The sequence below is a fragment of the Brevibacterium sp. JSBI002 genome (assembly GCF_026013965.1).
In the GTDB taxonomy this organism is placed as follows: domain Bacteria; phylum Actinomycetota; class Actinomycetes; order Actinomycetales; family Brevibacteriaceae; genus Brevibacterium.
In genome coordinates, this window is the sequence record NZ_CP110341.1 from 2662105 (window position 1) to 2684955 (window position 22851).

The following is a 22851-nucleotide window of genomic DNA, read 5'->3' on the forward strand; positions in this document are numbered from 1 at the left end:
TAGACTGGGGCGCATGCGTTTCCACCGCTCGACTGCTTCCTCACCGCGCACCCTGTCGCTGAGCGTCATCGGCTTTGCCGCCGCACTGCTCGTGCTCGCGGCCCAGCTCATCCACTCCCCCGCGCCCGCGCAGGCGGTGCCCGAGCCGGCGCAATCGACGGCACCGGCGTATGTCAGTCCCGGCGACCTCAGTGATGGGGCGAAGCCGCCGAAGCCGACGGGCACGTCCTGGCTTGTCGGCGACCTCGACTCCGGGGAGCTGCATGTGGCGAAGAATGTGGAGAAGCGGCACGCTCCGGCGTCGACGATCAAGCTGCTCACGGCTCTGGCGCTCGTGGACGAGTTCGACGACAGGAAGAAGAAAGTGACCGCCGAGTTCGAGGACATGGAAGTCGATGGGACAAAGGTCGGTCTCATGCAGACGAACAAGTACTCCATCGATCTGCTCTTCCACGCGATGCTGATGTCGAGCGCCAATGATGCGGCGAATGCTCTGGGTCGTGCAGCCGGCGGGCAGGACAAGGCCGTGAAGCTGATGAACGAGAAGGCCGCCGAGCTGGGCATGTCGAATACGCAGGCGAAGAACACGTCGGGGCTCGATGCAAAGGGGCAGTACACGACCGCTGAGGACCTCATGAAGCTCGCGTGGGCGGTGTGCGAAGACGACTACCTCATGAAGGTCATCGGCACGGAGACGTTCAAATTCCCGGGCGGAAAGAACCCGCAGACGAAAGAGAAGTTCAAGGGCTACGAGATCCAGAACCATACGAAGATCGTCGGCCAGGTCGACGGCGGGCTGGGCCTGAAGAACGGGTTCACTCGGGCTGCGAAGGGCTCGTACGTGGCCGTGGCCGAGCGTGACGGGCACCGTGTGGTCGCGACCATGCTCGGCATCGACAACAACTCTCGCCAAGTAGCCGTCGACCTGCTCGATTGGGATTTCGCCCAGAAGGACCCGAAATCGCTGCAGACCGTGCCCGTCGGGATTCAGGCCACCGCCGAGGCGGCCCCCACCGCCACTGGCAGCTCGAGTGATGCCGGGGGCGCCGAATCGGATTCGAGCGGAACGACGGAGTCCCAGAAGTCCGATGAATCGGAGCCATCCATGGCGTCCCAGACCGTCGGTGCAGCACTGGACAATCCCCTGGCGCTCATCCTCTTGGCGGGTGGGGCCGTACTCTTCATCGCCACGGTGATCCTGTGGCTGCGAATCCGGGCACGGATGCAGGGCCGACGATAGGGACACTCAGAGCCTCCTCGGCCAGAGGCCGGCGAAAACGATTTGCAGGTCCACCACGGGGAGAGGATCAGCAGTAAAGGTCGGTGCCGCCCCGGCGAGATTCCCGGCGGTAAGGTCGGTCGACCTGGGCCCAGGGATCTGCCCCCAATTGGACAACGTCGACTTAGACGCGTTACGCTTGGAACTTGCGTTCGAAGTTGTCCGCATTCATCGAACCGATCGTTGCGTTGCTCCTGACGACAAGCTTTTGAAGTCGTAGGCCCCGATCGAGGTTCGACTTTGCAGATGAATGTTCCGGACACTGTGTCTCTTCGAATCGCAGATCCCCATGGCGATCACCCAATCGCCGTATTGAGAACCTGAAGAATAGCGCGCGTCGTTGCCTGCTATTCACAACTGAAGAAAGGAGGGAACCATGTCTGAGTTCCCACAGTGGGTCCAGCGCGGACTCGCACACGCAGGAATGATCGATCCCCGGATCAGCCGTCAGGCCCCTGGTGAGATCACGATCGAAGATGCGACCGGCCGTATTGTGCTGTTCACTGGCACCTCGCTGCGTGAGATCACGCCGATGGCCGCCGCCTGATACGAACCTCGGTCACCCTGACCTGCAGGGATCAGCACGGCCCAATAGTGTCGGCCTGATCCGCACTGATCGAGAAGACGCCCACTTGCTGCCGGGTTTTACGCAGCAGGTGGGCGTCTTTCATTCACGGTCGCATCGATCGCGGCACCACTCGCCTATGACAACGACCAACGGCCCATCCGAGCGAGTGTGCTCGGATGGGCCGTATCCGCATCTGTGGCGCGAGGACTCAGAAGTCCCAGTCGTCGTCTTCGGTGTTCTCGGCCTTGCCGATGACGTAGGACGATCCCGAACCGGAGAAGAAATCGTGGTTCTCATCGCTGCCGGGCGAGAGAGCCGCGAGGATGGCCGGGTTGACCTGCGTGACCTCTTTGGGGAACATCGCTTCGTAACCGAGGTTCATCAGCGCCTTGTTGGCGTTGTAGTGGAGGAACATCTTGCAGTCCTCTGACAGTCCCACCGAATCGTAGAGGTCGTGGGTGTAGGCGACCTCGTTCTCGTAGAGCTCGAACATGAGGTTCATCGTGTAGTCCTTGAGCTCCTGCTTGCGCTCCTCGGACTGCGACTCCAGACCCTTCTGATACTTGTAGCCGATGTAGTAGCCGTGCACGGCCTCATCGCGGATGATCAGACGGATGAGGTCAGCTGTGTTCGTCAGTTTGGCGTGTGCCGACCAGTACATGGGCAGGTAGAAGCCGGAGTAGAAGAGGAAGGACTCGAGCAGCGTCGAGGCGACCTTGCGTTTGAGCGGATCGTCACCCCGGTAGTAGCTGAGGATGATATCCGCCTTGGACTGCAGGTACTTGTTCTCACGCGACCAGCGGAAGGCCTCGTCGATCTCCTTCGTCGAGCACAGGGTCGAGAAGATCGAAGAGTACGACTTCGCGTGCACGCTCTCCATGAACGCGATATTCGTCAGCACCGCCTCTTCGTGCGGGGTGACCGCATCCGGGATGAGCGAGATCGCACCGACGGTGCCCTGGATCGTGTCGAGCAGGGTCAGACCGGTGAAGACGCGCATCGTCAGCGTCTTCTCATCGTCGGTCAAAGTCGCCCAGGACTGGATGTCGTTGCTCAGCGGGACCTTCTCCGGCAGCCAGAAGTTGCCGGTCAGGCGGTCCCAGACCTCGTCATCGATCGGATCGACGACGCGGTTCCAGTTGATGGCATCGACATGCGATGCCAGAGTCAGATTCTCCAACGCTTTCTCTCTTCCCAAAGTGCTGTTCGTCGTAAGTACGTGCTGTCTGCGCGGCAGACGAAAGTCATGTGCGCGGGCCCGGCCGGTGATATGTGGCCCGCATGAAGCCGGCGGACCGATTCACATCGGTCCGCCGATTCCATCATCAGAGCATGCAGGAGACGCAGCCTTCGACCTCCGTGCCCTGCAGAGCAAGCTGCCGAAGCCGGATGTAGTAGATGGTCTTGATGCCCTTGCGCCAGGCGTAGATCTGCGCCTTGTTGATGTCACGAGTAGTGGCGGTGTCCATGAAGAACAGCGTCAGCGACAGCCCCTGGTCCACGTGCTTCGTGGCCTCGGCATACGTGTCGATGATCTTCTCGTAGCCGATCTCGTAGGCATCCTGGTAGTACTCGAGATTGTCGTTGTCCATGAAGGGAGCCGGGTAGTACACGCGGCCGACCTTGCCCTCCTTGCGGATTTCGATCTTCGATGCCACCGGGTGGATCGACGAGGTCGAGTTGTTGATGTAGGAGATCGAACCGGTCGGCGGCACGGCCTGGAGGTTCTGGTTGTAGATGCCGTGCTCGGCCACTTGAGCCTTCAGCTCGCGCCAGTCATCCTGGGTCGGTAGGTGCACGCCTGCTTCGGAGAACAGCTCGGTCACACGAGCGGTGCGCGGCTGCCAGACCTCATCGGTGTACTTGTCGAAGTATTCGCCGGTGGCGTACTTCGACCGCTCGAAGCCGGCGAAGGTCTCACCGCGCTCCTTGGCGATCTCCATCGACGCCCGCACACAGTGGTAGGCGACGGTGTAGAAGTACATGTTCGTGAAGTCCAGGCCCTCGTCGGAACCGTAGTAGATGTGCTCACGAGCGAGGTAGCCGTGGAGGTTCATCTGCCCCAGGCCGATGGCATGCGACATGTCGTTGCCGCGGGCGATCGAAGGCACGGACTGGATGTTCGAGGTCTCGGCGACCGCGGTGAGTCCGCGGATCGCGGTCTCGATGGTCTGCCCGAAGTTGCTCGAGTCCATTGTCAGAGCGATGTTGAGCGAACCGAGGTTGCAGGAGATGTCCTTGCCGACGACGTCATAGCCGAGATCGTCGTCGTACTTGCTGGGTTCGGAGACCTGGAGGATCTCCGAGCACAGGTTGGACATGATGATCTTGCCGTCGATCGGGTTCGCCTTGTTGACGGTGTCCTCGAACATCACGTACGGGTAGCCGGACTCGAACTGGATCTCGGCCAGAGTCTGGAAGAACTCGCGGGCGTTGATCTTCTTCTTCTTGATCGCCGCGTTGTCGACGAGCTCGGTGTACTTCTCGGTGACGTTGATGTCGGAGAAGGGCACACCGTAGACGCGCTCGACGTCATAGGGGCTGAAGAGGTACATGTCCTCGTTGCGCTTGGCCAGTTCGAAGGTGATGTCCGGGATCACGACGCCCAGAGACAGGGTCTTGATCCGGATCTTCTCGTCGGCGTTCTCGCGCTTGGTGTCGAGGAACTTGTAGATGTCGGGGTGGTGGGCGTGCAGGTACACGGCACCGGCACCCTGGCGGGCTCCGAGCTGGTTGGCGTAGGAGAACGAGTCCTCGAGCAGCTTCATGACAGGGATGACACCCGAAGACTGGTTCTCGATCTTCTTGATCGGTGCACCGGACTCACGGATGTTCGTCAGAGCGAAGGCCACGCCGCCGCCGCGCTTGGACAGCTGCAGAGCGGAGTTGATAGACCGGCCGATCGACTCCATATTGTCTTCGATGCGCAGCAGGAAGCAGGAGACGAGCTCACCGCGCTGCTTCTTGCCTGCGTTGAGGAACGTCGGGGTGGCCGGCTGGAAGCGGCCGGCGATGATCTCGTCGACGAGCTGGGTGGCCAGTGTCTCGTCTCCGCGAGCCAGGAAGAGAGCGACCATGACGACGCGGTCCTCGAAGCGTTCGAGATAGCGCTTTCCGTCGAAGGTCTTCAGCGTGTAGGAGGTGTAGAACTTGAACGCGCCGAGGAAGGTCTGGAAGCGGAACTTCTGATCGTAGGCGCGCGTCGAGAGCTGCTCGATGAAATCGAACGAGTACTGCTCCAGAACCTCGGGCTCGTAGTAGTCCTTCTCGACGAGGTAGTCGAGCTTCTCCTTGAGGTTGTGGAAGAAGACGGTGTTGTTGTTGACGTGCTGCAGGAAGTACTGCCGGGCAGCCTGTTTGTCACGCTCGAACTGGATCCTGCCGTCCTCGTCGTACAGGTTCAGCATCGCGTTGAGCGCGTGGTAATCCAGATCCGTCTCTTCGCGGATGATGTCCTCTACATTGCGGTCTTCAGCGAGCTCGCGCACAGTTTGTCCAATCCTAGGTTGACAGCGTCGACATCTTCCTGAGTGCCCAGGAGTTCGACTCGATACATGAGGGGTACTTGACACTTTGCCGCGACCTTGAAGGCCGCGCGGCAGTAGTCCATGCCGAAGTTCGTGTTTCCGGCGCCGATGACACCGACCAGATGGCGCCGGTTCTCTTCGACATTGAGGAACTTGATGACTTGTTTCGGAACAGCCCCACGATTGCGACCGGCCCCATAGGTGGGGGTGACGAGAACGAATGGCTCATCCACTCGCAGCGTCGGCTCCTTGGTCAACGTCGGCAACCGCACTGCCGGGTGACGCAGCTTCGCGACGAAGCGGTGCGTGTACTCGGAGTTGGCGGAGAAGTAGACCAGCAGCATTGTCAGGCCACGACGGACGCAGACTGTTCGCCGGTCAGGGTGGCGATCTTGTCCGGACGGAAGCCCGACCAGTGATCGTTGTCGGTGACGACGACGGGAGCCTGCATGTAGCCCATGGCCTTGACGACGTCGAGGGCGTTCTCGTCGACGCTGAGATCCACCGACTTGTACTTCAGGCCCTTGGCGTCGAGAGCACGGTAGGTGGCGTTGCACTGGACGCAAGCTGGCTTGGTGTACACGGTGATCATGACGACTCCTTCATTCTGCTGTGCAGTTCGGCATTCTGATGGCTGTGACCGTGTCCCGTCAACTGCTCGATCATGATGAATATCACGAGGCGCAGGCTCAGGGGTGACCACTAGATGTTGTGTTCGGGTTAGACCTTACCCCTATATCCAGTGTTACACCAGTGTCGTTTGCAGGTTCCACACCCTGTGTCATCACCGTCCACAATCGTCCACAGGCTGTGAACGACACTCGTGTAGTTCGATCACCTGCGCGGACGCTGGGATCGGCGGCTTCGGGGCCGATTTTCGACCCGTTCTCCACCTCCGTTTTCCACCGCTGTCCACAGGAAAAATTTTTGCCTGTGGGCATGTCGCGGAGCCCACGACCGACGATTCCGAACTCCCTCGTGCAGCACCGGTCACGTCGAGGCAGAGGCGATCATCACAGCACCTCCTCACATCCGTCCGTCGGTTCCATCGACGCTACAGCCCGGTCCTGACATGAGATGGCCGTGCTGTGAATGCAGGTGGCGGACGGAGGCACGTCGGACTTGGCACTGCTCCGTGTGTCAGCACTGCAACGTTCTCGGCTGTTGCGTGTCAGTGCCAGCCAATATGCTGGAGACCACAGAAACGCATCAGACGGCGCGGCAGAACGACCACAGTGACACCGAAAGACACGCGGCATCGAGATCGAGACACCAGTGACACCGAGAGACTGAGGGACCATGACGGCAACGGCACCGGCGAACACGCAGGAGATCGCTCACGCACAGACGATCCTCAAAGCTCTGGAGTCCTACCTCGACCATTTCGTGGTCGGGCAGCAACGGCTGCGCGAATCCCTGCTCATCGGACTTCTCTCCAGTGGCCACCTGCTGCTGGAGAGCGTGCCGGGACTGGCGAAGACCACGGCGGCCGCGGCTCTGGCCAATGCCGTGGCCGGGAAGTTCTCCCGCATCCAGTGCACCCCGGATCTGCTGCCGGCCGACATCATCGGCTCGCAGATCTACAACGCGCACGAGGGGTCGTTCAGCACCGTGCTCGGTCCGGTGCATGCGAACATCGTCCTCCTCGATGAGATCAACCGGTCGTCAGCGAAGACCCAGTCGGCGATGCTCGAGGCCATGCAGGAGAAGCAGACGACGATCGGCGGCAAACGCTTCGACCTCCCCCGCCCCTTCCTCGTCATGGCCACGCAGAACCCTATCGAGCAGGAGGGCACGTATCAGCTGCCCGAAGCTCAGCTCGACCGATTCATGATCAAGGATCTGCTCACCCACCCGAATCCCGGCGAAGAGGTCGAGATCCTCTCCCGCCTCGACTCCGGGGTCTTCGACAAGGACTCGGTGCCCGATCCGGCCTGCTCGCTCGACGATGTCGTGACCATGCAGAGCTACGCCCGCACCGTCTACATCGACCCGGCCATCACCCGCTACCTCGTCGAACTCGTCCACGCCACCCGCAATACGACGAAGTACCTCGGCCGATTCGCCCCGTTCATCGAATACGGAGCCAGCCCACGTGCCTCCATCGCGTTCACGAACGCCGGCCGGGCGCTGGCGATGATCCGCGGCCGCAACTACGTCATCCCCGAAGACATCAAGGACCTCGCCCACCGAGTGCTGGCCCACCGCATCCAGCTCAACTTCGAAGCCGCCGCCGAGAACATCACGAGTGCCCAGATCGTCGATGCCCTCCTCATGGCAGTGCCCACTCCCTGATCGGCTGCCGCGATGACTGTCCTGCTCAACCGAATCAAGGCGCGGATGACCATCCACGCCCATCGGCGGACCCGGCGCCTCCTCGACGGCGACTACTCCTCGGTCTTCCACGGCCACAGCCTCGACTTCGACGATCTGCGCGACTACATCCCCGGCGACGAAATCCGCGACATCGATTGGAAAGCCACCGCCAGGCACACAGAACCCCTGGTCAAACGCTATGTCGCTCACCGTCGGCACATCCTCGGCCTCGTCGTCGACACCTCCCGGAACTTCGACGCCGTGACCTCCGCCGGAGCCGACAAACGCCACCTGGCCATCCTCATGGCCGGGATGGTCGGCTACCTCGCCGTCCGCCACGCCGACGACGTCATGCTCATCCACGGAAACGCCGGTCACACCACCGCTTCCCCGCGGAAAGGCAGCGAGGCCCACCTCGAGCACCTCCTGCAGCAGATCCTCGCCGAGACCGGCAGCGACTCCCCCGGGTCGATCAACACCCAGCTGCAGTGGATCACCAGCCATATCAACCATCGGATGCTGTTGGTCGTCATCTCCGATCAAGCTCCGCTGGGACCGGAGGCCGAAGCGACGATCCGTCGGCTGCGCGCCCAACATGAGGTCCTGTGGATCACGATCACCGACGCGGACCTCGCAGGACTGCCGCCCGCCTCGGCGCCGTTCGACGTCGCCCGACCCGACCATGGACTGCCTACCTCGGTGATGACGAAACCCGAGGTCCGACAGGAGTTCGCCCTCGCCGAGGCGGCCCGCGGTCAGCAGCGCATCGACCTTCTCGCCAAGTTGGGCATCGCCCACATCGAAATCGACCATCCGAAGTCGGCCCTCGGCCGACTGCACACACTTCTGCTGAGGCACCGCCGTGGGCCCCGCTGAACTCATCGGGCCCCTGGAGGTCTCACCGGCGTGGTACGTGGCAGCCTGCTTCGTCCTGCTGCTGGCGTGCGGAAACCTCTTCGCTCCGCTCTTCCGCGCCGCCGCCGGAGTCACCGCGGCGGACGGACCGCGCATCCCGATTCCCGTGCGCAGCACCTATCTCTCCCGCATCAGCGCCGTGGAGACGGGACTGACCGCAGAATCGGCGGACGTGCGCGAATCGGCACAGCAGCTGGCGACGATCGTGCGCGAATTCGCCCATGACGCGTGGGGCATCAAAGCCGAGCACCTGACCTACCGCGATGCGGCAGTCGCCGGTCTCGACGACCTCGCGCAGTGCCTGCTCGGCCTCTACGAGGCGGAGTTCGCCGAAGCCGAACCGGCCGGTCTGCAGCCGCAGATCGCCGAGGCCCGGAAGTTGGTGGCGCGATGGTCCTGATGTTCTGGTGGCTGGCGCTCATCCTGCTGGCACTCGCCGCAGCCGCAGTCTTCTGGTTCCGCCGGCCGAAGACGACGGAGTCCTCGTTGGCCGTGGCCCACAGTGGACGGATGACGAGCCTGCCGAGTTTCCGCAGGGCCATGCGCAGACGGCTGGTGACCACGGTCGCCCTCCTCGGCGTCATCGTCCTCACCGGGCTGTCAGCACTGGCGGGAGTCGCGCGTCCGGCTTGGGTGGAGACGGTCAACCCGGAGCGGAAGATGCGCGATGTCATGCTCTGCCTCGATGTGTCCGGGTCGATGCTCGGCTACGACGCCGACCTGCTCGAGTCCTACCAGGAGCTCGTCGACCGCTTCGACGGCGAACGCATCGGCCTGACCGTCTTCAATGCCACCGCGGTCTCCGCATTCCCGCTCACAGACGACTACGACATGGTCCAGAACTACCTCGCCGAGGCCGAGGAGGGGTTCCGCACCTGGGGTGCAGAGGGCACCGACTACTCGTGGTCGACCTCTCCGCCGAATATCGGCGGCTCCTCACTCATCGGCGACGGCCTCGTCAGCTGCGTCGACAACTTCGACCGACAGGACGAGGACCGGTCCCGGTCGATCATCTTCGCCACGGACAATATGCTCGCCGGTGAGCCGCTCTTCGAGCTCAACGAAGCCGCCGATATCGCCGTCGACGCGAAAGTCCGCGTCTACAGCCTCTCCCCTCCCTCGGTGCTGACGACCACTCAGACGAAGGAGCTGCGGTCCGTGTCCGACCGTACCGGCGGCGAACAGTTCGACATGGGTTCGGCCTCGACGATCGACCGCATCGTCGAGGAGATCCAGAGCCAGGAAGCGGCGAACACCCCCGGCCGTTCGTACACCATCGTCCACGATATGCCGGTGGTTCCGCTCGCACTCGCCGTCTTCGGCCTCGTCGGAGTGTTCGTGCTGGCGTGGAGGACGAAATCATGATCTTCGATCCCGTCTTCACCTGGTTCGGCTGGGGCTTCATCGTCCTCGCCCTGCTCACCGTGTGCATCATCCCCGCCATCCGCGGCGACGGAGCACGCTGGAAATGGTTCGCCCGCATGGGTGTCGTCGCCGTGCTCGCAATAGCACTGGCACGCCCCGGGATCCCCATCAAATCCTCGACCGAGGAGTACGAGGCACGAGCCGATGTGTACTTCGTCGTCGACGTCACGACGTCGATGGCCGCCGAGGACTTCGACGGGGACGACACCCGCCTCGCGGGGGTCAAGAAGGACATGCTCGAACTCGCCGACGCCTTCCCCGGCACCCGGCTGAGCATCATCACCTTCGCTTCGACCGCAGCCACTGTGATGCCGCTGACGACCGATCACGCCGCCTTTGCCTCCGCCGTCGACGTCCTCGCACCCGAATCATCCATGAATTCCAGAGGCTCATCGATCACCGAGGCCGGTGAGGAGCTCGATAAGCGGATGACCTCGAACGATGAGGACCGCCCGGAGAACAAGAACGTCGTGTTCTACTTCGGCGACGGTGAGCAGACCGTATCGGAGTCCCCGGAGTCGTGGTCGCCCTTCGCCTCCCGCATCGACAGCGGCGCCGTCTTCGGATACGGCACCGATCAAGGCGGGAAGATGCGCGACAGTCAGCCGTTCGGCTACGGGTCCGGTGTCGGTGACCCCGGCAATGCGCCCGGCATCGGCGACCCCGATGACCCTGATGACGATCAGGCGCCGCCCGAGTACATACAGGACCGCAACGGCAATCCGGGGATCTCGAAGATCGACGAGGGCAACCTGCGCCAGATCGCCTCGGACCTCGGCGTCGACTACCACCACCGGGACGGAAACGGCGCGATCTCCAGCGTCTACACCGCCCCGAAATACGATCAGGCCCTGGTGAAGAAGGACGGCCGGGTCACCGTCGACGAATACTATTGGGTCCCGCTCATCCTCGTCTTCGCGTGGATCGCCGTGGAGCTCGTCTTCGGAGTCCGCGAATACCTTCGCCTCAAAGCGATCACCCCCAAGCGCCCTCGCCGAGGCGGCCCACCCGGTCCCGGAGGTCCGTTTGGTCCCGGAGGCCCACCCGGTCCCAGCGGATCGGTCCCCTACCAGCCCGTGCCCCACCTGGGAGGTCCGCGATGAACCGCCTGAAGAATCTGTGGTCACGGCTGCGTCGGATCACGAAGATCAACCTCATCCTCGGCACGATATTCGCCCTGATCTTCGGCTATATCGCCATGGCCACATACTTCGGAACAGCCTCGCAGGTCAGATACACCTCGAATGACTTCCCCGGTGCCAAGAAGGCGGCGACGGCGTTCCTTCGGGTCAGCCCGTTCCAACGCCATATCGGCTACTTCAACCGCGGCACCGCCGAGGCGGCCGTCGGCGACTACGACGCTGCCCAGACCGATCTCGAAGCTGCTCTGGAGATCGCTCCGACCTCGGCCGAATGTGCTGTGCGGATCAACCTGTCCTTTGTCTATGAGAAGCAGGCAGATCAGATCGCCTCCCAAGACCCCGACCAGTCGCAGGAACTCTACGACCGTTCGCTGAAGACCCTCGAAGATGCGCCCGAGGAATGCCAGCCGAAGAAGAGCGAAGAGAAGCAGAGGAGCAGCCAGGCGAAAGAACGCGTCGAGGACAAGAAGCAGGGTGACAAAGCCAAGGACGAGGGAACCGACGACAGCGAGTCCGAGGACGAGGACTCGAAGGAAAAGGACTCCGGAGACGAGAAATCCTCCGGAGATGAGGGCCAGGCCCCCGGGGAAGAGGAGAAGCCGGACGATTCCTCAGGCAAGTCCGAACGTGAGAAGAAGCGTGACGAGCTGGAGAAGCGCCGTGAGGACTCCGAACGACAGCAGCAACAGCAGGGTCCCGGCGGCGACGGAGGGCGGTCGACCCCGGAGAAACCCTGGTGATCCTCGTCGGCGAGGCCTGACCCTTCCGGGGCCTGGTGGCAGCGCTGATCCGCTGTGACATCATGAGTCCATGAACGTCTCCGACCCCGCTGCTTCAGAATCTGCGTCCACCACCGCGCCCGGGGCTTCGTCCTCGAGTGCACCCGGCTCCACCGCCTCGGCGCCCGCACCCGCTGCACCGTCACCGCGCCTGCGGGCCGCTCTGGAGACCTTCCCGCCCTATGTTCCGGGCAAGCCTCCCCGCCAGGTCGAGGGTCTCGAGTCGTTCAAGCTCTCCTCGAACGAGAACTTCCTGCCTCCTCTGCCGGCAGTCCTCGAGACCATGGTCGCTCACGCGACGAACCCCGCGCTCTACCCCGACGACGCGGCACTGGCACTGCGTCAGGGACTGGCCGACCGCCTCGGTGTCGGACTGGATCAGCTTGTCGTCACCACCGGTGCCAGCGAACTGCTCGTCGCGCTGACCCAGATCACTTCGGACGCCACCACCGAGGCGATCTATCCGTGGCCGTCGTTCGAGATGTATCCGCAGACCACCGGGCTCGTCGGGTCCACCCGCCGCGAAGTGCCGCTGACGGCCGAGGGGCGACACGACCTCGACGCGATGGCTGCGGCGATCACCGAAGACACGCGTCTCATCATCCTGTGCTCACCGAACAACCCGACCGGCCCGGTGCTGCGCGACGACGAGGTCCGCACCTTCCTCGATAAGGTGCCTGACCACGTCCTCGTCGCCCTCGACGAAGCGTACTGGGAGTTCGCCACCGAACCCGGGCGAGCCGATGGACTCGGTCTTGTCCGCGACTATCCGAATTTCGTTCTGCTCCGCACCTTCTCCAAAGCACACGGACTCGCCGGGCTGCGTGTCGGCTACGCCGTCGCCCATCCGCCGGTCATCGAAGGGCTGCTCAAAGCCGTCATCCCCTTCGGCGTCACCGACCTCAGCCAGGCAGCCGCCCTCGAATCCCTCAACCATTGGGACGAAGTGCTCGAGCGGGCCGGCGAGATCGCACAGACCCGCGATGCCTTCGCAGCTGCACTGCGCGAACAGGGCTGGGATGTGCCCGAAGCACAGGCGAACTATGTCTGGCTGCCGCTGGGTGAGAAATCTGATGCCTTCGAAGATGCCTGCGTCGAACAGGCCGTGGCCGTGCGCAACCTCGGCGCCGGTGTGCGCATCAGCATCGGCGAAGACGAAGCCCTCGCCCGAGTGCTTGAGATCGCCGAACGCTTCCACATCCAACACTTCGAGGACTGATCGGAGAGCACCGCTGCGCAGAACACTGTGTTCATCGGTCGGTGAGAGGTGTGCCTAGAGTTCAGCGAGCTCGAGTGCCAACGACACCGCCTGCAGCGTTTCGGCACGGGAGAGGTCGCGGCCGAGCAGCTTCTCGATCTTCGCCAAACGCGCCCGCACCGTATGCCGGTGGACTCCCAACTCGGCGGCAATGCGCTCGCGTGCCCCGGACGCGGCGATGAAGGCCCGCAGAGTCTCCAACAGCTCCTGACCGCCACGCGCCCGAAAGAGTTCGCCGAGAACCCGATCGACGAATCGGTCGGCAGCCTCCTCATCGACCGCCGACAGCAGCGCCCTGACCTCGGAGGCCTCGGTCTCGTGCTGGGTCCGCCACAGCATCCACGTGTGATGGAGCTGACCCAACGGCAGCCTCTTCTCCGCAAGCACGTCCAGGCCGGTGACCTCGGCGGCCCTCGTCACCAGCTCATCGAGTCCGCGTTCCTGTGCTCCGACCACCCCGAGCAGCGAACCGGTGCGGGTGAGCAGGCTCCGACCGACGATATCGGCGATGAGTCGTTCGGCGGAGTCCCCGCGGACACCGCCGAAGATGCGCATCCCCACCGTCGACACCGGGGCCAACCCCGTCACCCTGGTCCACTCCCCACGTGCTTCGTCGTCGCTGAGATCGGCATCGAAGAGCAGCGCGCGGCCGGAGGGAACGGGCAGATCCGCCAACGACATCGCCAACAGCGCCGAGGCGGTCGACAGCAGCAGGGCACGCGTCTTCGGAGATCCGACCGCCTCGGCGGGGGTGAGGATCCACCCGAGCGGATGATCACCCCCGATCGGAACGGCCTCGACGATCCGCGAACCGGTGCGGATCAGACGAGGCCCTGCCGTTGGTTTCAAAGATTCCTCGATGAGTGCCGAACGCACGTCTTCCTCGGCGTCGTCCCCGCTCAACGCCCTGCCGGTCGGCGAGACGAACCGGACCGGAGCCTCCAGCGTCTCTGCCAGATCGGCCACAAGCGCCGCAGGTCCCTCCCCGGCCAATGCGGTTGCGAAACGGCGGGCGGCCCTGCTCGCCCGGGTCAGCTCTCGGTTGGTCTCGGCCTCACGCATCCGGGTGAAGGCATCGACGACGGCGACGAACGGAACCGGCTCGGGCACGCCGAACAGCGCCAGCCCGGCCTCCTGCGCGGCGGCGACGAGCATCGGCGGAACCTGCTGCCACGGCAGGTCGGAGCCCAGTCCGATGCCGAGCGCGTGCACGCCGACAGCTTTGAGGCGGCGCACATAGTCCCCGACCGTGTCCCCGCCGAGGTCCTGACCGACCCCGATCGTCAACAGCACCTCACCGCCGGCAAGCCATTCGTCGACCTCCGGCAGCTCCGAGGAATGCACGATCGTGACGTTCTGCTCCGCTGCGGTGGGCGAATCGACGATGACTTCGAGCGCGAGTTCTGCGCGTGACCAGATCTGTTCCAAGGTGACCATGCACCCGATTCTATCCATTCTGGACAGTAGTGGTTTCAATTGCTCCTTGATGGATATCGGTGTTGTGTGACCCACGTCCTAGGCTGAGGGCATCACCTCCGGCCCGTTCGGGTCGGGTCAGCCGCTACGACGAAGGAGCAAGCCAGTGACGTCTCAGCCGCTCGGCCCAGCCGACTACAGCAAGACACCCCGCTACGCAGGACCCCCGACGTTCGGACTGCTGCCGCGCATCGACGAAGTCGAAGCCGAGCGTCCCGGCGAGAAGATCGACGTCAAGGTCATCGGCATTCCCTTCGACGCCGGCGTCAGCTACCGTCCCGGTGCCCGCTTCGGACCTGCTCACATCCGCCAGTCCTCGAAGCTGCTGCGCCCCTACAACCAGGCCACGAACGTCCACCCGTTCACCGGGCAGCAGGTCGCCGACTGCGGTGACCTCGGCGTCAATCCCTTCGACATCGAAGAGGCCATCACCACCGTCGAGGCCAACGCCGACGCCATGCGCGCCGACGGGGCCAAGCTGCTCACCCTCGGCGGGGATCACACCCTGGCCCTGCCGAACCTGCGCTCCCTGCACAAGACGCACGGCAAGATCGCCGTCCTCCACTTCGATGCGCACCTGGACACCTGGGACACCTACTTCGGTGCGCCCTACACCCACGGCACTCCCTTCCGCCGCGCCAGCGAAGAGGGCCTCATCGACATGACCGCTTCGATGCACATCGGCATCCGCGGTCCCCTCTATGGGAAGAAGGACCTCGAGGATGATGAGGTGCTCGGCTTCCAGATCATCCGCAGCGACGAATACCAGTTCACCTCCGTCCAGGACGTCGTCGCCCGAATGCGGGGTCGCCTCGGCGACGCTCCGGTCTACCTGTCCGTCGACATCGACGTCCTCGATCCGGCGGCCGCACCCGGCACCGGCACCCCCGAGGCAGGTGGAATGACCAGCCGTGAGCTGCTCAACTCGATCCGCGGACTCCAGGGCCTCAATGTCGTCGGCGCCGAAATCGTCGAAGTCGCCCCCGCCTACGACCACGCCGAAGTCACCGGACTCGCCGCCGCTCATGTCGGCTACGAGGTCCTGTCCCTCTGGGCGGCGGAGAACAACGGAGTCACCGCTCCCTCCGGCCCGTCCGGCAACGCCCTCGGAGTCTGAGCATGAGCACCGAAACGAATGTCCGCAATGGCGGCCGTGCGGTCGTGGCGACCCTGGCCGCCCACGGAGTCGACACGATCTTCGGCATCCCCGGCACGCACAACCTCGAGTTCTACCGGCATCTGCCGGAGTTCGGGATCCGCGCCGTGACTCCCCGCCACGAGCAGGGAGCAGGCTACGGTGCCGACGGGTACTTCCTCGTCTCCGGCAAACCCGGGGTCGTCATCACGACCTCGGGGCCGGGGCTGACGAACGTCATCACCGCCGCCGCGACCGCCTATGCCGAGTCCCGACCGATGCTCATCCTCTCTCCCGGTGTGCCCACCGGGTTCGAGCGCGCCGACGTCGGCATGCTGCACGAGACGAAGGACTCCTCCGGTGCGGTGGGCCACCTCCTCGTGTCCTCCCAGCGCACCCGCACCGCAGAAGGTGCTGCGCAGGCCGTCGCCGAGGCGTTCGCCATGTTCGACTCGGCCCGTCCCGGGCCCGTGCACATCGAGGTTCCCCTCGACGTTCTCGAGGGACCCTGGAACGGCAGCGTTCCGGTCCCGTTCGCGGGTCGCCGCCCCGGGCTCGATGACCATGTCGTGGCCCGTGCTGCCGAGGCGATCCGAGCGGCGAAGCGTCCGCTGGTCGTCGCCGGCGGCGGTGCCCGGGGCGCCCACGCGAAGGTGGCCCGCCTCATCGAGGCCCTCGACGCTCCCCTGGCGACGACAGCCAACGGCAAGGGCATCGTGTCCGAGACGCATCCGCTCTCGCTCGGTTCGAATGTGCGCTTCCCCAGCGTGCAGGCCGAATCCGCGGCAGCCGATGTGCTCATCGTGCTCGGCTCAGAATTGGCTGACTCCGACCTGTGGGGCGGGGTCATCGGTGCGCAGACGAGCATCGGTGTGCGTGATGAGTCTGCCGGGCAGACCGTCATCCGCTGCGATATCGACCCCGACCAGCTGAACAAGAACCTGCCCGGGGACATCCTCGCCTGCGCGGACACTGGCGAGTTCCTCACCGCGCTCATGAGCGCGCTCGGAATCGGAAACGACGGTGCCGCCTCGGCGAGCGTTGATGGAACGGATTCGTCCGAACGACACGGATCGGCCGCCTCGGCGAAGGAATCCGGGGCCGATCGGGTCGCCCGGATCCGGGAGAGCTGGGCCACCGATTTCGACTTCGACGCGATCGGCGCCCGGGTCACCCGGCTCGTCGAAGAGGGAGCGGGATCGACCGTCGTCGTCTCCGGTGACTCCTCGCAGGTCACCTACGACGGCACAGTGCACGCGCTGACGGCGAGCACACCCGACCAGCTGCTCTACATGCCGGGATTCGCCACCCTGGGCTACGGCATTCCCGCGGCCCTCGGAGCGAAGGTCGCCGATCCTGCGCGACCGGTCGTGTGCATCCTCGGCGATGGTGCGGCCATGTTCTCCATCCAGGAACTCATGACCGCTGCCGAGCTGGGACTGGGCATCCCCTTCGTCGTCGTCGACAACGGCGGATATGCGGAGATCGAGGGTCAGATGGTCGACCGCGATATCGAACCCTTCGCTGTCAGGCTCGCCCGACCCGACTTCGCGAAACTCGGCGAATCCATGGGTGGGGCCGGGGTGACGATCGCCGAGGCGGACATCGATTCCGCTCTGCCGCGGGCCATCGCCGAGGCGCTCGATCGCTCCGTGCCCACCGCCATCCACATCACCGTCGGTCACTGAGCCGATCCAACAGAAAGGGTCGCTGTGGACTCTTTGGTAGTCATCATCTATCTCGCCGCCATGGTGGGATTCGGAGTCTGGGGCCGCTTCAAGGCCCATAACCAGGAGGACTTCCTGGTCGCAGGACGCCGCCTCGGCGGACTGCTGTACACCGGCACGATGTCGGCCGTCGTCCTCGGCGGCGCGTCGACGATCGGCGGTGTGGGCCTGGGCTACACGGCCGGGCTGTCGGGAATGTGGCTCGTGTTCGCGATCGGCTTGGGCATCATCGCGCTCTCGCTGTTCTTCGCTCCGAAGATTCAGAAGCTCGAGATCTACACGGTCTCGCAGATGCTTGAACTCCGCTACGGCAAGGGTTCCCGCTTCGTCTCCGGAGCGATCATGACCGCCTACGGTCTGATGATCTCGACGACGTCGGCGGTCGCCTACGCCACGGTCTTCCATACCCTGTTCGATCTCAACAAAGTGTGGTCGGTGCTCATCGGCGGCGGCATCGTCATCCTCTATTCGATGCTCGGCGGCATGTGGTCGATCACGCTGACGGACTTCGTCCAGTTCTTCATTCAGACGATCGGCATCTTCCTCATCATGCTGCCGCTCGTGCTCTCGAAGTCCGGAGGCGTCTCCGAGCTGTTCTCTTCGCTGCCCGAATCGCACACTTCACCGGTGGGCATCGGGTGGGAGGCGATCCTCGGCTACATCCTCATCTACACCCTCGGTCTGCTCATCGGACAGGACATCTGGCAACGCGTATTCACCGCACGCAGCCCGGGTGTGGCCAGGTGGGGCGGTTTCTCCGCCGGGGTCTACTGCCTGCTCTATGCCGTCGCCGGTGCGCTCATCGGCATGGCCGCGACGAAGATCGTGCCTGGCATCGAGGTCCAGGACGATGTGTTCGTCGCCGTCGTAGATGCTTCGATGTCTCCGGTCCTCGCCGGAATTGTGCTCGCTGCGGCTCTGGCCGCGATGATGTCGACGGCCTCGGGTTCGCTCATGGCCGCCTCGACCGTCTGCCGCCAGGACATCGTCGAACCGTTCCTCACCCGCAAGGACATCGTTCCTGAAGGCGGCGTCGGTGCGGGAGCCGGTGCGAAGGATACGGCGACGGATGGTGCGGACGCCTCGGCGAGTGCGTCCGGCATTTCCGGCTCGGAATCCGGTTCTCACTCGGGTTCCGGCGCGAAGTCGACGCTCGTGCGGTCGCTGGTCCGCGAGACCGGAGATGAGGTGCGCGACTCGCGCATCTACCTCATCGTGCTCGGCGTCGTGACTTTGGCGCTCGCGATGATCATGCCCAGCGTCGTCGAGGCGCTGACCGTGGCCTACAACCTGCTGGTGGCCGGTCTGTTCATCCCGATCCTCGGCGGTCTCGTGTTCAAGCGGGGAACGATCGTCGGCGTCATGGCCGGCATGATCCTCGGTGCCGTGACCACAGTGGTCGTCATGATCGTCGTGGATATCTACGCCAACGAGGCCATCTACCTGGGCCTCATCGCCTCACTGGTCGGCTACCTCGTCGGTTCCTTCGCGTCGAAGCCGACCTCGCCCGAGGTCATGGCCGCCTGGAAGGAACGCATCACCCGCTAATTACTACCTGACGGCGGCCCAGCAACCTCGCGCGAGGTTGCTGGGCCGCCGTCAGGTAGTTCTGGTGGGTGAGGTCTGTGCGGGAGGACCCCGACTTGGTGCCTCAGACCACAGTCGCTTATATTCGAAGAGTCAGGCTGAGCCGCTCTCAAGTACGCCGGAAACCGGCGAGTGGGACGAGCACACATCAGCCGGTGCTCGAAAAAGGAGCACGAAGCCGCAAACCGCGCGTGTGAGACATATATGGATCCCTCGTTTCCATATCTCATTCGCGAAAGGCCTGCCATGGCTCATACCTCCGCGCACGTCGCGCACACCCTTGCCGCCCACATCGACGAGGTCTTCGGCCTCATGGGCAACGGCAATGCCTACTTCCTCGACGCCCTGCTGCGTGACACCTCGGCAACCTACACCGCCGTCCGCCACGAAGCCGGTGCCGTCGTCGCCGCCGACGCCCACTTCCGCACCTCCGGGCGGATCGCCGCGGCCACCACCACGTATGGTGCCGGGTTCACGAATACGCTCACCGCCCTCGCCGAGGCGGCACAAGCCCGGGTTCCCCTCGTCCTCGTTGTCGGGGATGAGCCCACATCCGGGCCCCGACCATGGGACGTGGACCAGATCGCCATGGCCTCCGCCGTGGGTGTGCGCACCTACACCGTCGGTCGGGTCGATGCCGCCGCAGCCACCGTGACCGCGATCGAGCATGCGCTTACCTATCGACTGCCCGTCGTCCTGGCCATTCCCTACGATGTCGCGACTCTGGACCTCGGTGAGATCCCGGTTGTCCCCGGTCCCAGTCGTCCCTCGCCGATGGCACCGACCGGCGAATTCGCACATGCGGCTCTTGATCGCCTTGCTGCAGATCTGGCTGGAGCGAAATGTCCCCTGCTGCTCGCGGGCCGCGGAGCCTGGTTGGCCGGAGCCGAGTCCGAACTCGGTGAGCTCGTCGACATCACGGGCGCGCTCACCGTGACGACCGCACTGGGACGCAACATCTTCCCGGCTGCCGAACACGACCTGGGAGTCGCCGGCGGCTTCGGTGCCCCGGCCGCAATGGAACGGATCCGCGAGGCCGATGTGGCCGTGGTCTTCGGTGCTTCACTCAATCAGTTCACGATGCGGTTCGGGGACCTCTTCCATCCCTCGACGACGGTGTGGCAGATCGATACGGACGACCGTGCCACGAATGCCCGCGTCGGAGGCTTCATCCGCGCCGACGCGAAACTAGCCGCCACCGAACTCATCGCGCGCCTGGCGGCGACCGGCGCCGACAGTGCTGGGAGTTCGGACAGTGCTGAAGCACGCTGGCACGATTCCGTCGACACCGCTGCCGACCGGGCCTACGTCGTCGGGCCGGAGCTCGCCGAGGATGGTCGGCTCGATCCGCGTGCGGCGGCGAACCGCCTCGGCGAGGTTCTGCCCGAGGATCGGGTCGTCGTCTCCGACGGCGGACATTTCATCGCCTGGGCGAACATGTTCTGGGAGCCCGGCGCACCCGACCGGCTGGCGATGGTCGGCACTGCCTTCCAGTCGATCGGGCTCGGCTGGCACAGTGTCGCCGGGGCCGCCCGTGCGAACCCGGACTCGACGATCGTGCTGACCACCGGTGACGGCGGCGGCGCCATGGCACTGTCCGACCTCGACACCGCGATTCGGGTGGCCGGTGGTCGCAGTTTGGCTGTGGTCTTCAATGACGCGGCCTACGGTGCCGAGGTCAACTTGTACGGGCTCAAGGGGTTGGAGAAGTCGCCCATGCTCATCGACGAGATCGACTTCGCTGCCCTGGCGACGGCCGCCGGCGGACACGGCGTCGTCGTCCGATCCCTGGCCGACCTCGCCGTCGTCGAGGAGTGGAAGGCTCGTCCGGTCCACGAACGGCCCTTCCTGCTTCTCGACCTGCGGATCTCCGGCGAGGTCATCGCGCCGTACCAGGAAGAGGTCATTCGCGTGAACTCGTGAGGGTGACCGGCTGGTTGCACGGCTGGTGGCGGCTGTGGCCGCGGCGCTGGTGGCGTCGTTCTAACGACCGACCCCAGGTGACGAGGCGCCCCAGCTTCTCCAACGGACCCTGCCCGAAACAGCGCAGCCACAGAGTTGAGACGACGACTGTCCAAATTCGTACCGCTGCGTCCGATGGCGCTGAGCAACTACGTCGGCGCTACCGTCATCGTTGTCGCCGTTCGGCTGGCAGTGCCCGACTTCGCCCGGTTCGACGGTGGCGATGCGACGTCGTTCCGCCTCGGTGGCGATGGCCTGTCGTTCGATCAGTGTGCGGTCATTCGATCGCAGCATCAGACCGATCGCGATCGCGGCGATGACCAGGGCGAACACCATGAGCGCAAAGGTCGCACCGTCGGCCGTGACCAGGGGACAGACGATGTTCGCGACTGCGAGAACGACGATGGAGGCGATGCTCATCCGGCTCGACGAAGTCCGGGCGAGCATCGCCAGCGCCACCAGGCTCAGCCACAGAGTCGTCAGACACATCGTGGCGGCGACGGCGGCCAGGGCGAGGCCGCCGAGCAGTCCGAGGACGGCCCACTCCAGCCGTGCAACCCGTCCCGGACGCAACTGAGCTCGAATGAGAATGGGCAAGCCGACGGCCACGGCGATGACGATCGTGATCGGCCGAGTGGTCGGAACTCCAGGGTCTCGCGAGGGCGTCGCGAAGAGGGTGCCCAGATGTCGGTACGGCGGTCGTCGCCGTGGGAGGTCAGTTGTCTGCGGTCCGCGCCGCGCGGTGGGCCGTCGTCCAGACTCTGACAAAGAGGCTGAGGATGAGCAGCCACCCCGAGACCGCGAAAACGGCTCCGACTGCCTTCGGCCAGGCGAATTTCTCGACGCTCAACAGTGCAATCGAGAAGCCGACGGAGATGATGCTGATGGTGATGAGCATGGGAATCGCCGCACGGTGGCCAGCTTTCCCAGCGGCCTCGGACCGCAGCGTCAGCGCCGACCGGATTCCGATTGCACGATTGCGGGGCAGACGGTCGCCGCGGATGACCAACACGAGAACGATTCAGACTACGGCGAGGACGAGGTAGCCGATCAGCGGCGGATAGAACATCGGTACCGGTCCCCTCTCTGAACTCGGATCCACCGTATCTCATCGGGGCTGAACTTAGCCGATCTCCAAGGGACAGGTGGGAACGGCCCTATCCGGCAGCCTCGGCGATGGTGTTCGCTCTATTCGACGCTTCGTCGACTTCGACGGGTCAAAGTGGCAGCTATGGGAATTTTCGGGCAGCGAAAGGCCCCGGATCCTTGCGGAATCCGGGGCTCAGTCACGTGGAGATGGCGGGAATCGAACCCGCGTCCGTCGGCAGATTGTCAGGACTTCTCCGGGCGCAGTTCGTGAAAACAGTGTCTTAGGTTCTGGCCCCTGCACGAACACATGGACCAACGAACGGAGTTGAGTAAGAGTCCCTCAGATGCCCCCAACATGCATCTGAAGCAGTGGCCTCTTAAGCGACGCCAGGATCTAGAGCAGAGGCAACTCTAGGCTGACGGATTCGCAGCTCGCGCTCTATCAGGCAGCGAGGGCGAAATCGGTGCGGTTGTTAGACTTAGCACCTATTGTTTTGCAGAGGACATTAACGAGATGACTCTGCATTCTCGGCCCGCTTCTCCCGACGCAGTGTCCGACGTCGAAACCGATCATCCCCATATTCTGTTACCAAAACTGATCAGCTGTGTCATCCGCCGAGGCGGCTGCTGGCGCCGATCAGGTACTCCAGCATACTCCTGCAACGC

21 protein-coding genes and 1 other RNA gene are annotated in these 22851 nt (G+C 64.2%); 13 read left to right on the top strand and 9 right to left on the bottom strand.

Features of this window, described 5'->3' with window-relative positions:
* Positions 1-13: 13 nt before the first annotated feature.
* Together LJ362_RS12120 and LJ362_RS12125 are read left to right on the top strand one after the other, a co-directional pair.
* Positions 14-1240, top strand: a complete 1227-nt coding sequence (locus LJ362_RS12120; protein WP_264799290.1) for a D-alanyl-D-alanine carboxypeptidase family protein — start codon at positions 14-16, stop codon at positions 1238-1240.
* 415 nt (positions 1241-1655) lie between these two features.
* A complete protein-coding gene (locus LJ362_RS12125; protein ID WP_262775472.1) occupies positions 1656-1826 on the top strand; it encodes a hypothetical protein in 171 nt (56 codons plus the stop codon).
* A gap of 229 nt (positions 1827-2055) precedes the next feature.
* On the opposite strand, the gene nrdF is transcribed toward LJ362_RS12125, so the two are convergent.
* The 4 genes from nrdF to nrdH form a co-directional block, all read right to left on the bottom strand.
* Positions 2056-3027 (bottom strand): class 1b ribonucleoside-diphosphate reductase subunit beta, encoded by a 972-nt coding sequence (gene nrdF / locus LJ362_RS12130; protein ID WP_098731519.1) that lies wholly within the window; start codon positions 3025-3027, stop codon positions 2056-2058.
* 145 nt (positions 3028-3172) lie between these two features.
* Entirely contained in the window at positions 3173-5299 is a 2127-nt protein-coding gene (nrdE, locus tag LJ362_RS12135) for a class 1b ribonucleoside-diphosphate reductase subunit alpha (RefSeq protein ID WP_264801841.1), read from the bottom strand.
* 5 nt (positions 5300-5304) lie between these two features.
* A complete protein-coding gene (gene nrdI / locus LJ362_RS12140; protein WP_101546862.1) occupies positions 5305-5718 on the bottom strand; it encodes a class Ib ribonucleoside-diphosphate reductase assembly flavoprotein NrdI in 414 nt (137 codons plus the stop codon).
* A gap of 2 nt (positions 5719-5720) precedes the next feature.
* Positions 5721-5966, bottom strand: coding sequence for a glutaredoxin-like protein NrdH (gene nrdH, locus LJ362_RS12145; protein ID WP_025778731.1), 246 nt, complete (start codon positions 5964-5966; stop codon positions 5721-5723).
* 707 nt (positions 5967-6673) lie between these two features.
* On the opposite strand from nrdH, the gene LJ362_RS12150 reads away from it, so the two are divergent.
* The 7 genes from LJ362_RS12150 (at position 6674) to LJ362_RS12180 (ending at position 13170) form a co-directional block, all read left to right on the top strand.
* Positions 6674-7669, top strand: a complete 996-nt coding sequence (locus LJ362_RS12150; RefSeq protein WP_264799292.1) for an AAA family ATPase — start codon at positions 6674-6676, stop codon at positions 7667-7669.
* A 12-nt stretch (positions 7670-7681) separates the two neighbouring features.
* A complete protein-coding gene (locus LJ362_RS12155) occupies positions 7682-8566 on the top strand; it encodes a DUF58 domain-containing protein (protein ID WP_264799294.1) in 885 nt (294 codons plus the stop codon).
* A complete protein-coding gene (locus LJ362_RS12160) occupies positions 8553-9005 on the top strand; it encodes a hypothetical protein (RefSeq protein ID WP_264799296.1) in 453 nt (150 codons plus the stop codon). Before LJ362_RS12155 ends, LJ362_RS12160 begins: the two co-directional genes overlap by 14 nt.
* Complete coding sequence (locus LJ362_RS12165; RefSeq protein WP_264799297.1) at positions 8996-9970, top strand: vWA domain-containing protein; 975 nt, start codon at positions 8996-8998, stop codon at positions 9968-9970. The genes LJ362_RS12160 and LJ362_RS12165 overlap by 10 nt, the downstream gene beginning before the upstream one ends.
* Entirely contained in the window at positions 9967-11133 is a 1167-nt protein-coding gene (locus LJ362_RS12170) for a vWA domain-containing protein (protein WP_264799298.1), read from the top strand. The genes LJ362_RS12165 and LJ362_RS12170 overlap by 4 nt, the downstream gene beginning before the upstream one ends.
* Positions 11130-11912: a hypothetical protein gene (locus tag LJ362_RS12175; protein ID WP_264799299.1), complete on the top strand. Its 783-nt coding sequence runs from the start codon at positions 11130-11132 to the stop codon at positions 11910-11912. The genes LJ362_RS12170 and LJ362_RS12175 overlap by 4 nt, the downstream gene beginning before the upstream one ends.
* Before the next feature lie 70 nt (positions 11913-11982).
* Complete coding sequence (locus tag LJ362_RS12180) at positions 11983-13170, top strand: histidinol-phosphate transaminase (RefSeq protein WP_264799301.1); 1188 nt, start codon at positions 11983-11985, stop codon at positions 13168-13170.
* A gap of 54 nt (positions 13171-13224) precedes the next feature.
* On the opposite strand, the gene LJ362_RS12185 is transcribed toward LJ362_RS12180, so the two are convergent.
* On the bottom strand, positions 13225-14646 hold the full coding sequence (locus LJ362_RS12185) for a PucR family transcriptional regulator (protein WP_264799302.1): 1422 nt from the start codon (positions 14644-14646) through the stop codon (positions 13225-13227).
* Between the two features lie 145 nt (positions 14647-14791).
* On the opposite strand from LJ362_RS12185, the gene speB reads away from it, so the two are divergent.
* The 4 genes from speB (at position 14792) to LJ362_RS12205 (ending at position 21057) form a co-directional block, all read left to right on the top strand.
* Entirely contained in the window at positions 14792-15802 is a 1011-nt protein-coding gene (gene speB, locus LJ362_RS12190; protein ID WP_264799303.1) for an agmatinase, read from the top strand.
* 2 nt (positions 15803-15804) lie between these two features.
* Positions 15805-17508 (top strand): thiamine pyrophosphate-binding protein, encoded by a 1704-nt coding sequence (locus LJ362_RS12195; protein ID WP_264799304.1) that lies wholly within the window; start codon positions 15805-15807, stop codon positions 17506-17508.
* Positions 17509-17532: 24 nt separating this feature from the next.
* Positions 17533-19095, top strand: a complete 1563-nt coding sequence (locus LJ362_RS12200) for a sodium:solute symporter (protein WP_264799305.1) — start codon at positions 17533-17535, stop codon at positions 19093-19095.
* Between the two features lie 285 nt (positions 19096-19380).
* On the top strand, positions 19381-21057 hold the full coding sequence (locus LJ362_RS12205; RefSeq protein WP_264799306.1) for a thiamine pyrophosphate-binding protein: 1677 nt from the start codon (positions 19381-19383) through the stop codon (positions 21055-21057).
* Here the strand turns inward: LJ362_RS12205 and LJ362_RS12210 are convergent.
* The 4 genes from LJ362_RS12210 to ssrA all read right to left on the bottom strand — a co-directional run bounded on the left by LJ362_RS12210 (position 21038) and on the right by ssrA (position 22763).
* Entirely contained in the window at positions 21038-21190 is a 153-nt protein-coding gene (locus LJ362_RS12210; RefSeq protein WP_320109174.1) for a hypothetical protein, read from the bottom strand. The genes LJ362_RS12205 and LJ362_RS12210 overlap by 20 nt on opposite strands.
* Positions 21118-21705 (bottom strand): hypothetical protein, encoded by a 588-nt coding sequence (locus LJ362_RS12215; protein WP_264799307.1) that lies wholly within the window; start codon positions 21703-21705, stop codon positions 21118-21120. The genes LJ362_RS12210 and LJ362_RS12215 overlap by 73 nt, the downstream gene beginning before the upstream one ends.
* Before the next feature lie 106 nt (positions 21706-21811).
* Positions 21812-22108: an SdpI family protein gene (locus LJ362_RS12220; protein WP_264799308.1), complete on the bottom strand. Its 297-nt coding sequence runs from the start codon at positions 22106-22108 to the stop codon at positions 21812-21814.
* 276 nt (positions 22109-22384) lie between these two features.
* Positions 22385-22763: a transfer-messenger RNA gene (gene ssrA, locus LJ362_RS12225) on the bottom strand.
* Positions 22764-22851 lie beyond the last annotated feature (88 nt).

Excerpts from the sequence above, each read along its gene's own strand:
- nrdH (WP_025778731.1), bottom strand. The coding sequence starts at position 5,966 with ATGATCACCGTGTACACCAAGCCAGCTTGCGTCCAGTGCAACGCCACC.
- LJ362_RS12195 (WP_264799304.1), top strand. The coding sequence starts at position 15,805 with ATGAGCACCGAAACGAATGTCCGCAATGGCGGCCGTGCGGTCGTGGCG.
- nrdI (WP_101546862.1), bottom strand. The coding sequence starts at position 5,718 with ATGCTGCTGGTCTACTTCTCCGCCAACTCCGAGTACACGCACCGCTTC.
- LJ362_RS12205 (WP_264799306.1), top strand. The coding sequence starts at position 19,381 with ATGGCTCATACCTCCGCGCACGTCGCGCACACCCTTGCCGCCCACATC.
- LJ362_RS12155 (WP_264799294.1), top strand. The coding sequence starts at position 7,682 with ATGACTGTCCTGCTCAACCGAATCAAGGCGCGGATGACCATCCACGCC.
- LJ362_RS12150 (WP_264799292.1), top strand. The coding sequence starts at position 6,674 with ATGACGGCAACGGCACCGGCGAACACGCAGGAGATCGCTCACGCACAG.
- LJ362_RS12125 (WP_262775472.1), top strand. The coding sequence starts at position 1,656 with ATGTCTGAGTTCCCACAGTGGGTCCAGCGCGGACTCGCACACGCAGGA.
- LJ362_RS12165 (WP_264799297.1), top strand. The coding sequence starts at position 8,996 with ATGGTCCTGATGTTCTGGTGGCTGGCGCTCATCCTGCTGGCACTCGCC.
- LJ362_RS12185 (WP_264799302.1), bottom strand. The coding sequence starts at position 14,646 with ATGGTCACCTTGGAACAGATCTGGTCACGCGCAGAACTCGCGCTCGAA.
- LJ362_RS12170 (WP_264799298.1), top strand. The coding sequence starts at position 9,967 with ATGATCTTCGATCCCGTCTTCACCTGGTTCGGCTGGGGCTTCATCGTC.
- LJ362_RS12175 (WP_264799299.1), top strand. The coding sequence starts at position 11,130 with ATGAACCGCCTGAAGAATCTGTGGTCACGGCTGCGTCGGATCACGAAG.
- LJ362_RS12180 (WP_264799301.1), top strand. The coding sequence starts at position 11,983 with ATGAACGTCTCCGACCCCGCTGCTTCAGAATCTGCGTCCACCACCGCG.
- LJ362_RS12120 (WP_264799290.1), top strand. The coding sequence starts at position 14 with ATGCGTTTCCACCGCTCGACTGCTTCCTCACCGCGCACCCTGTCGCTG.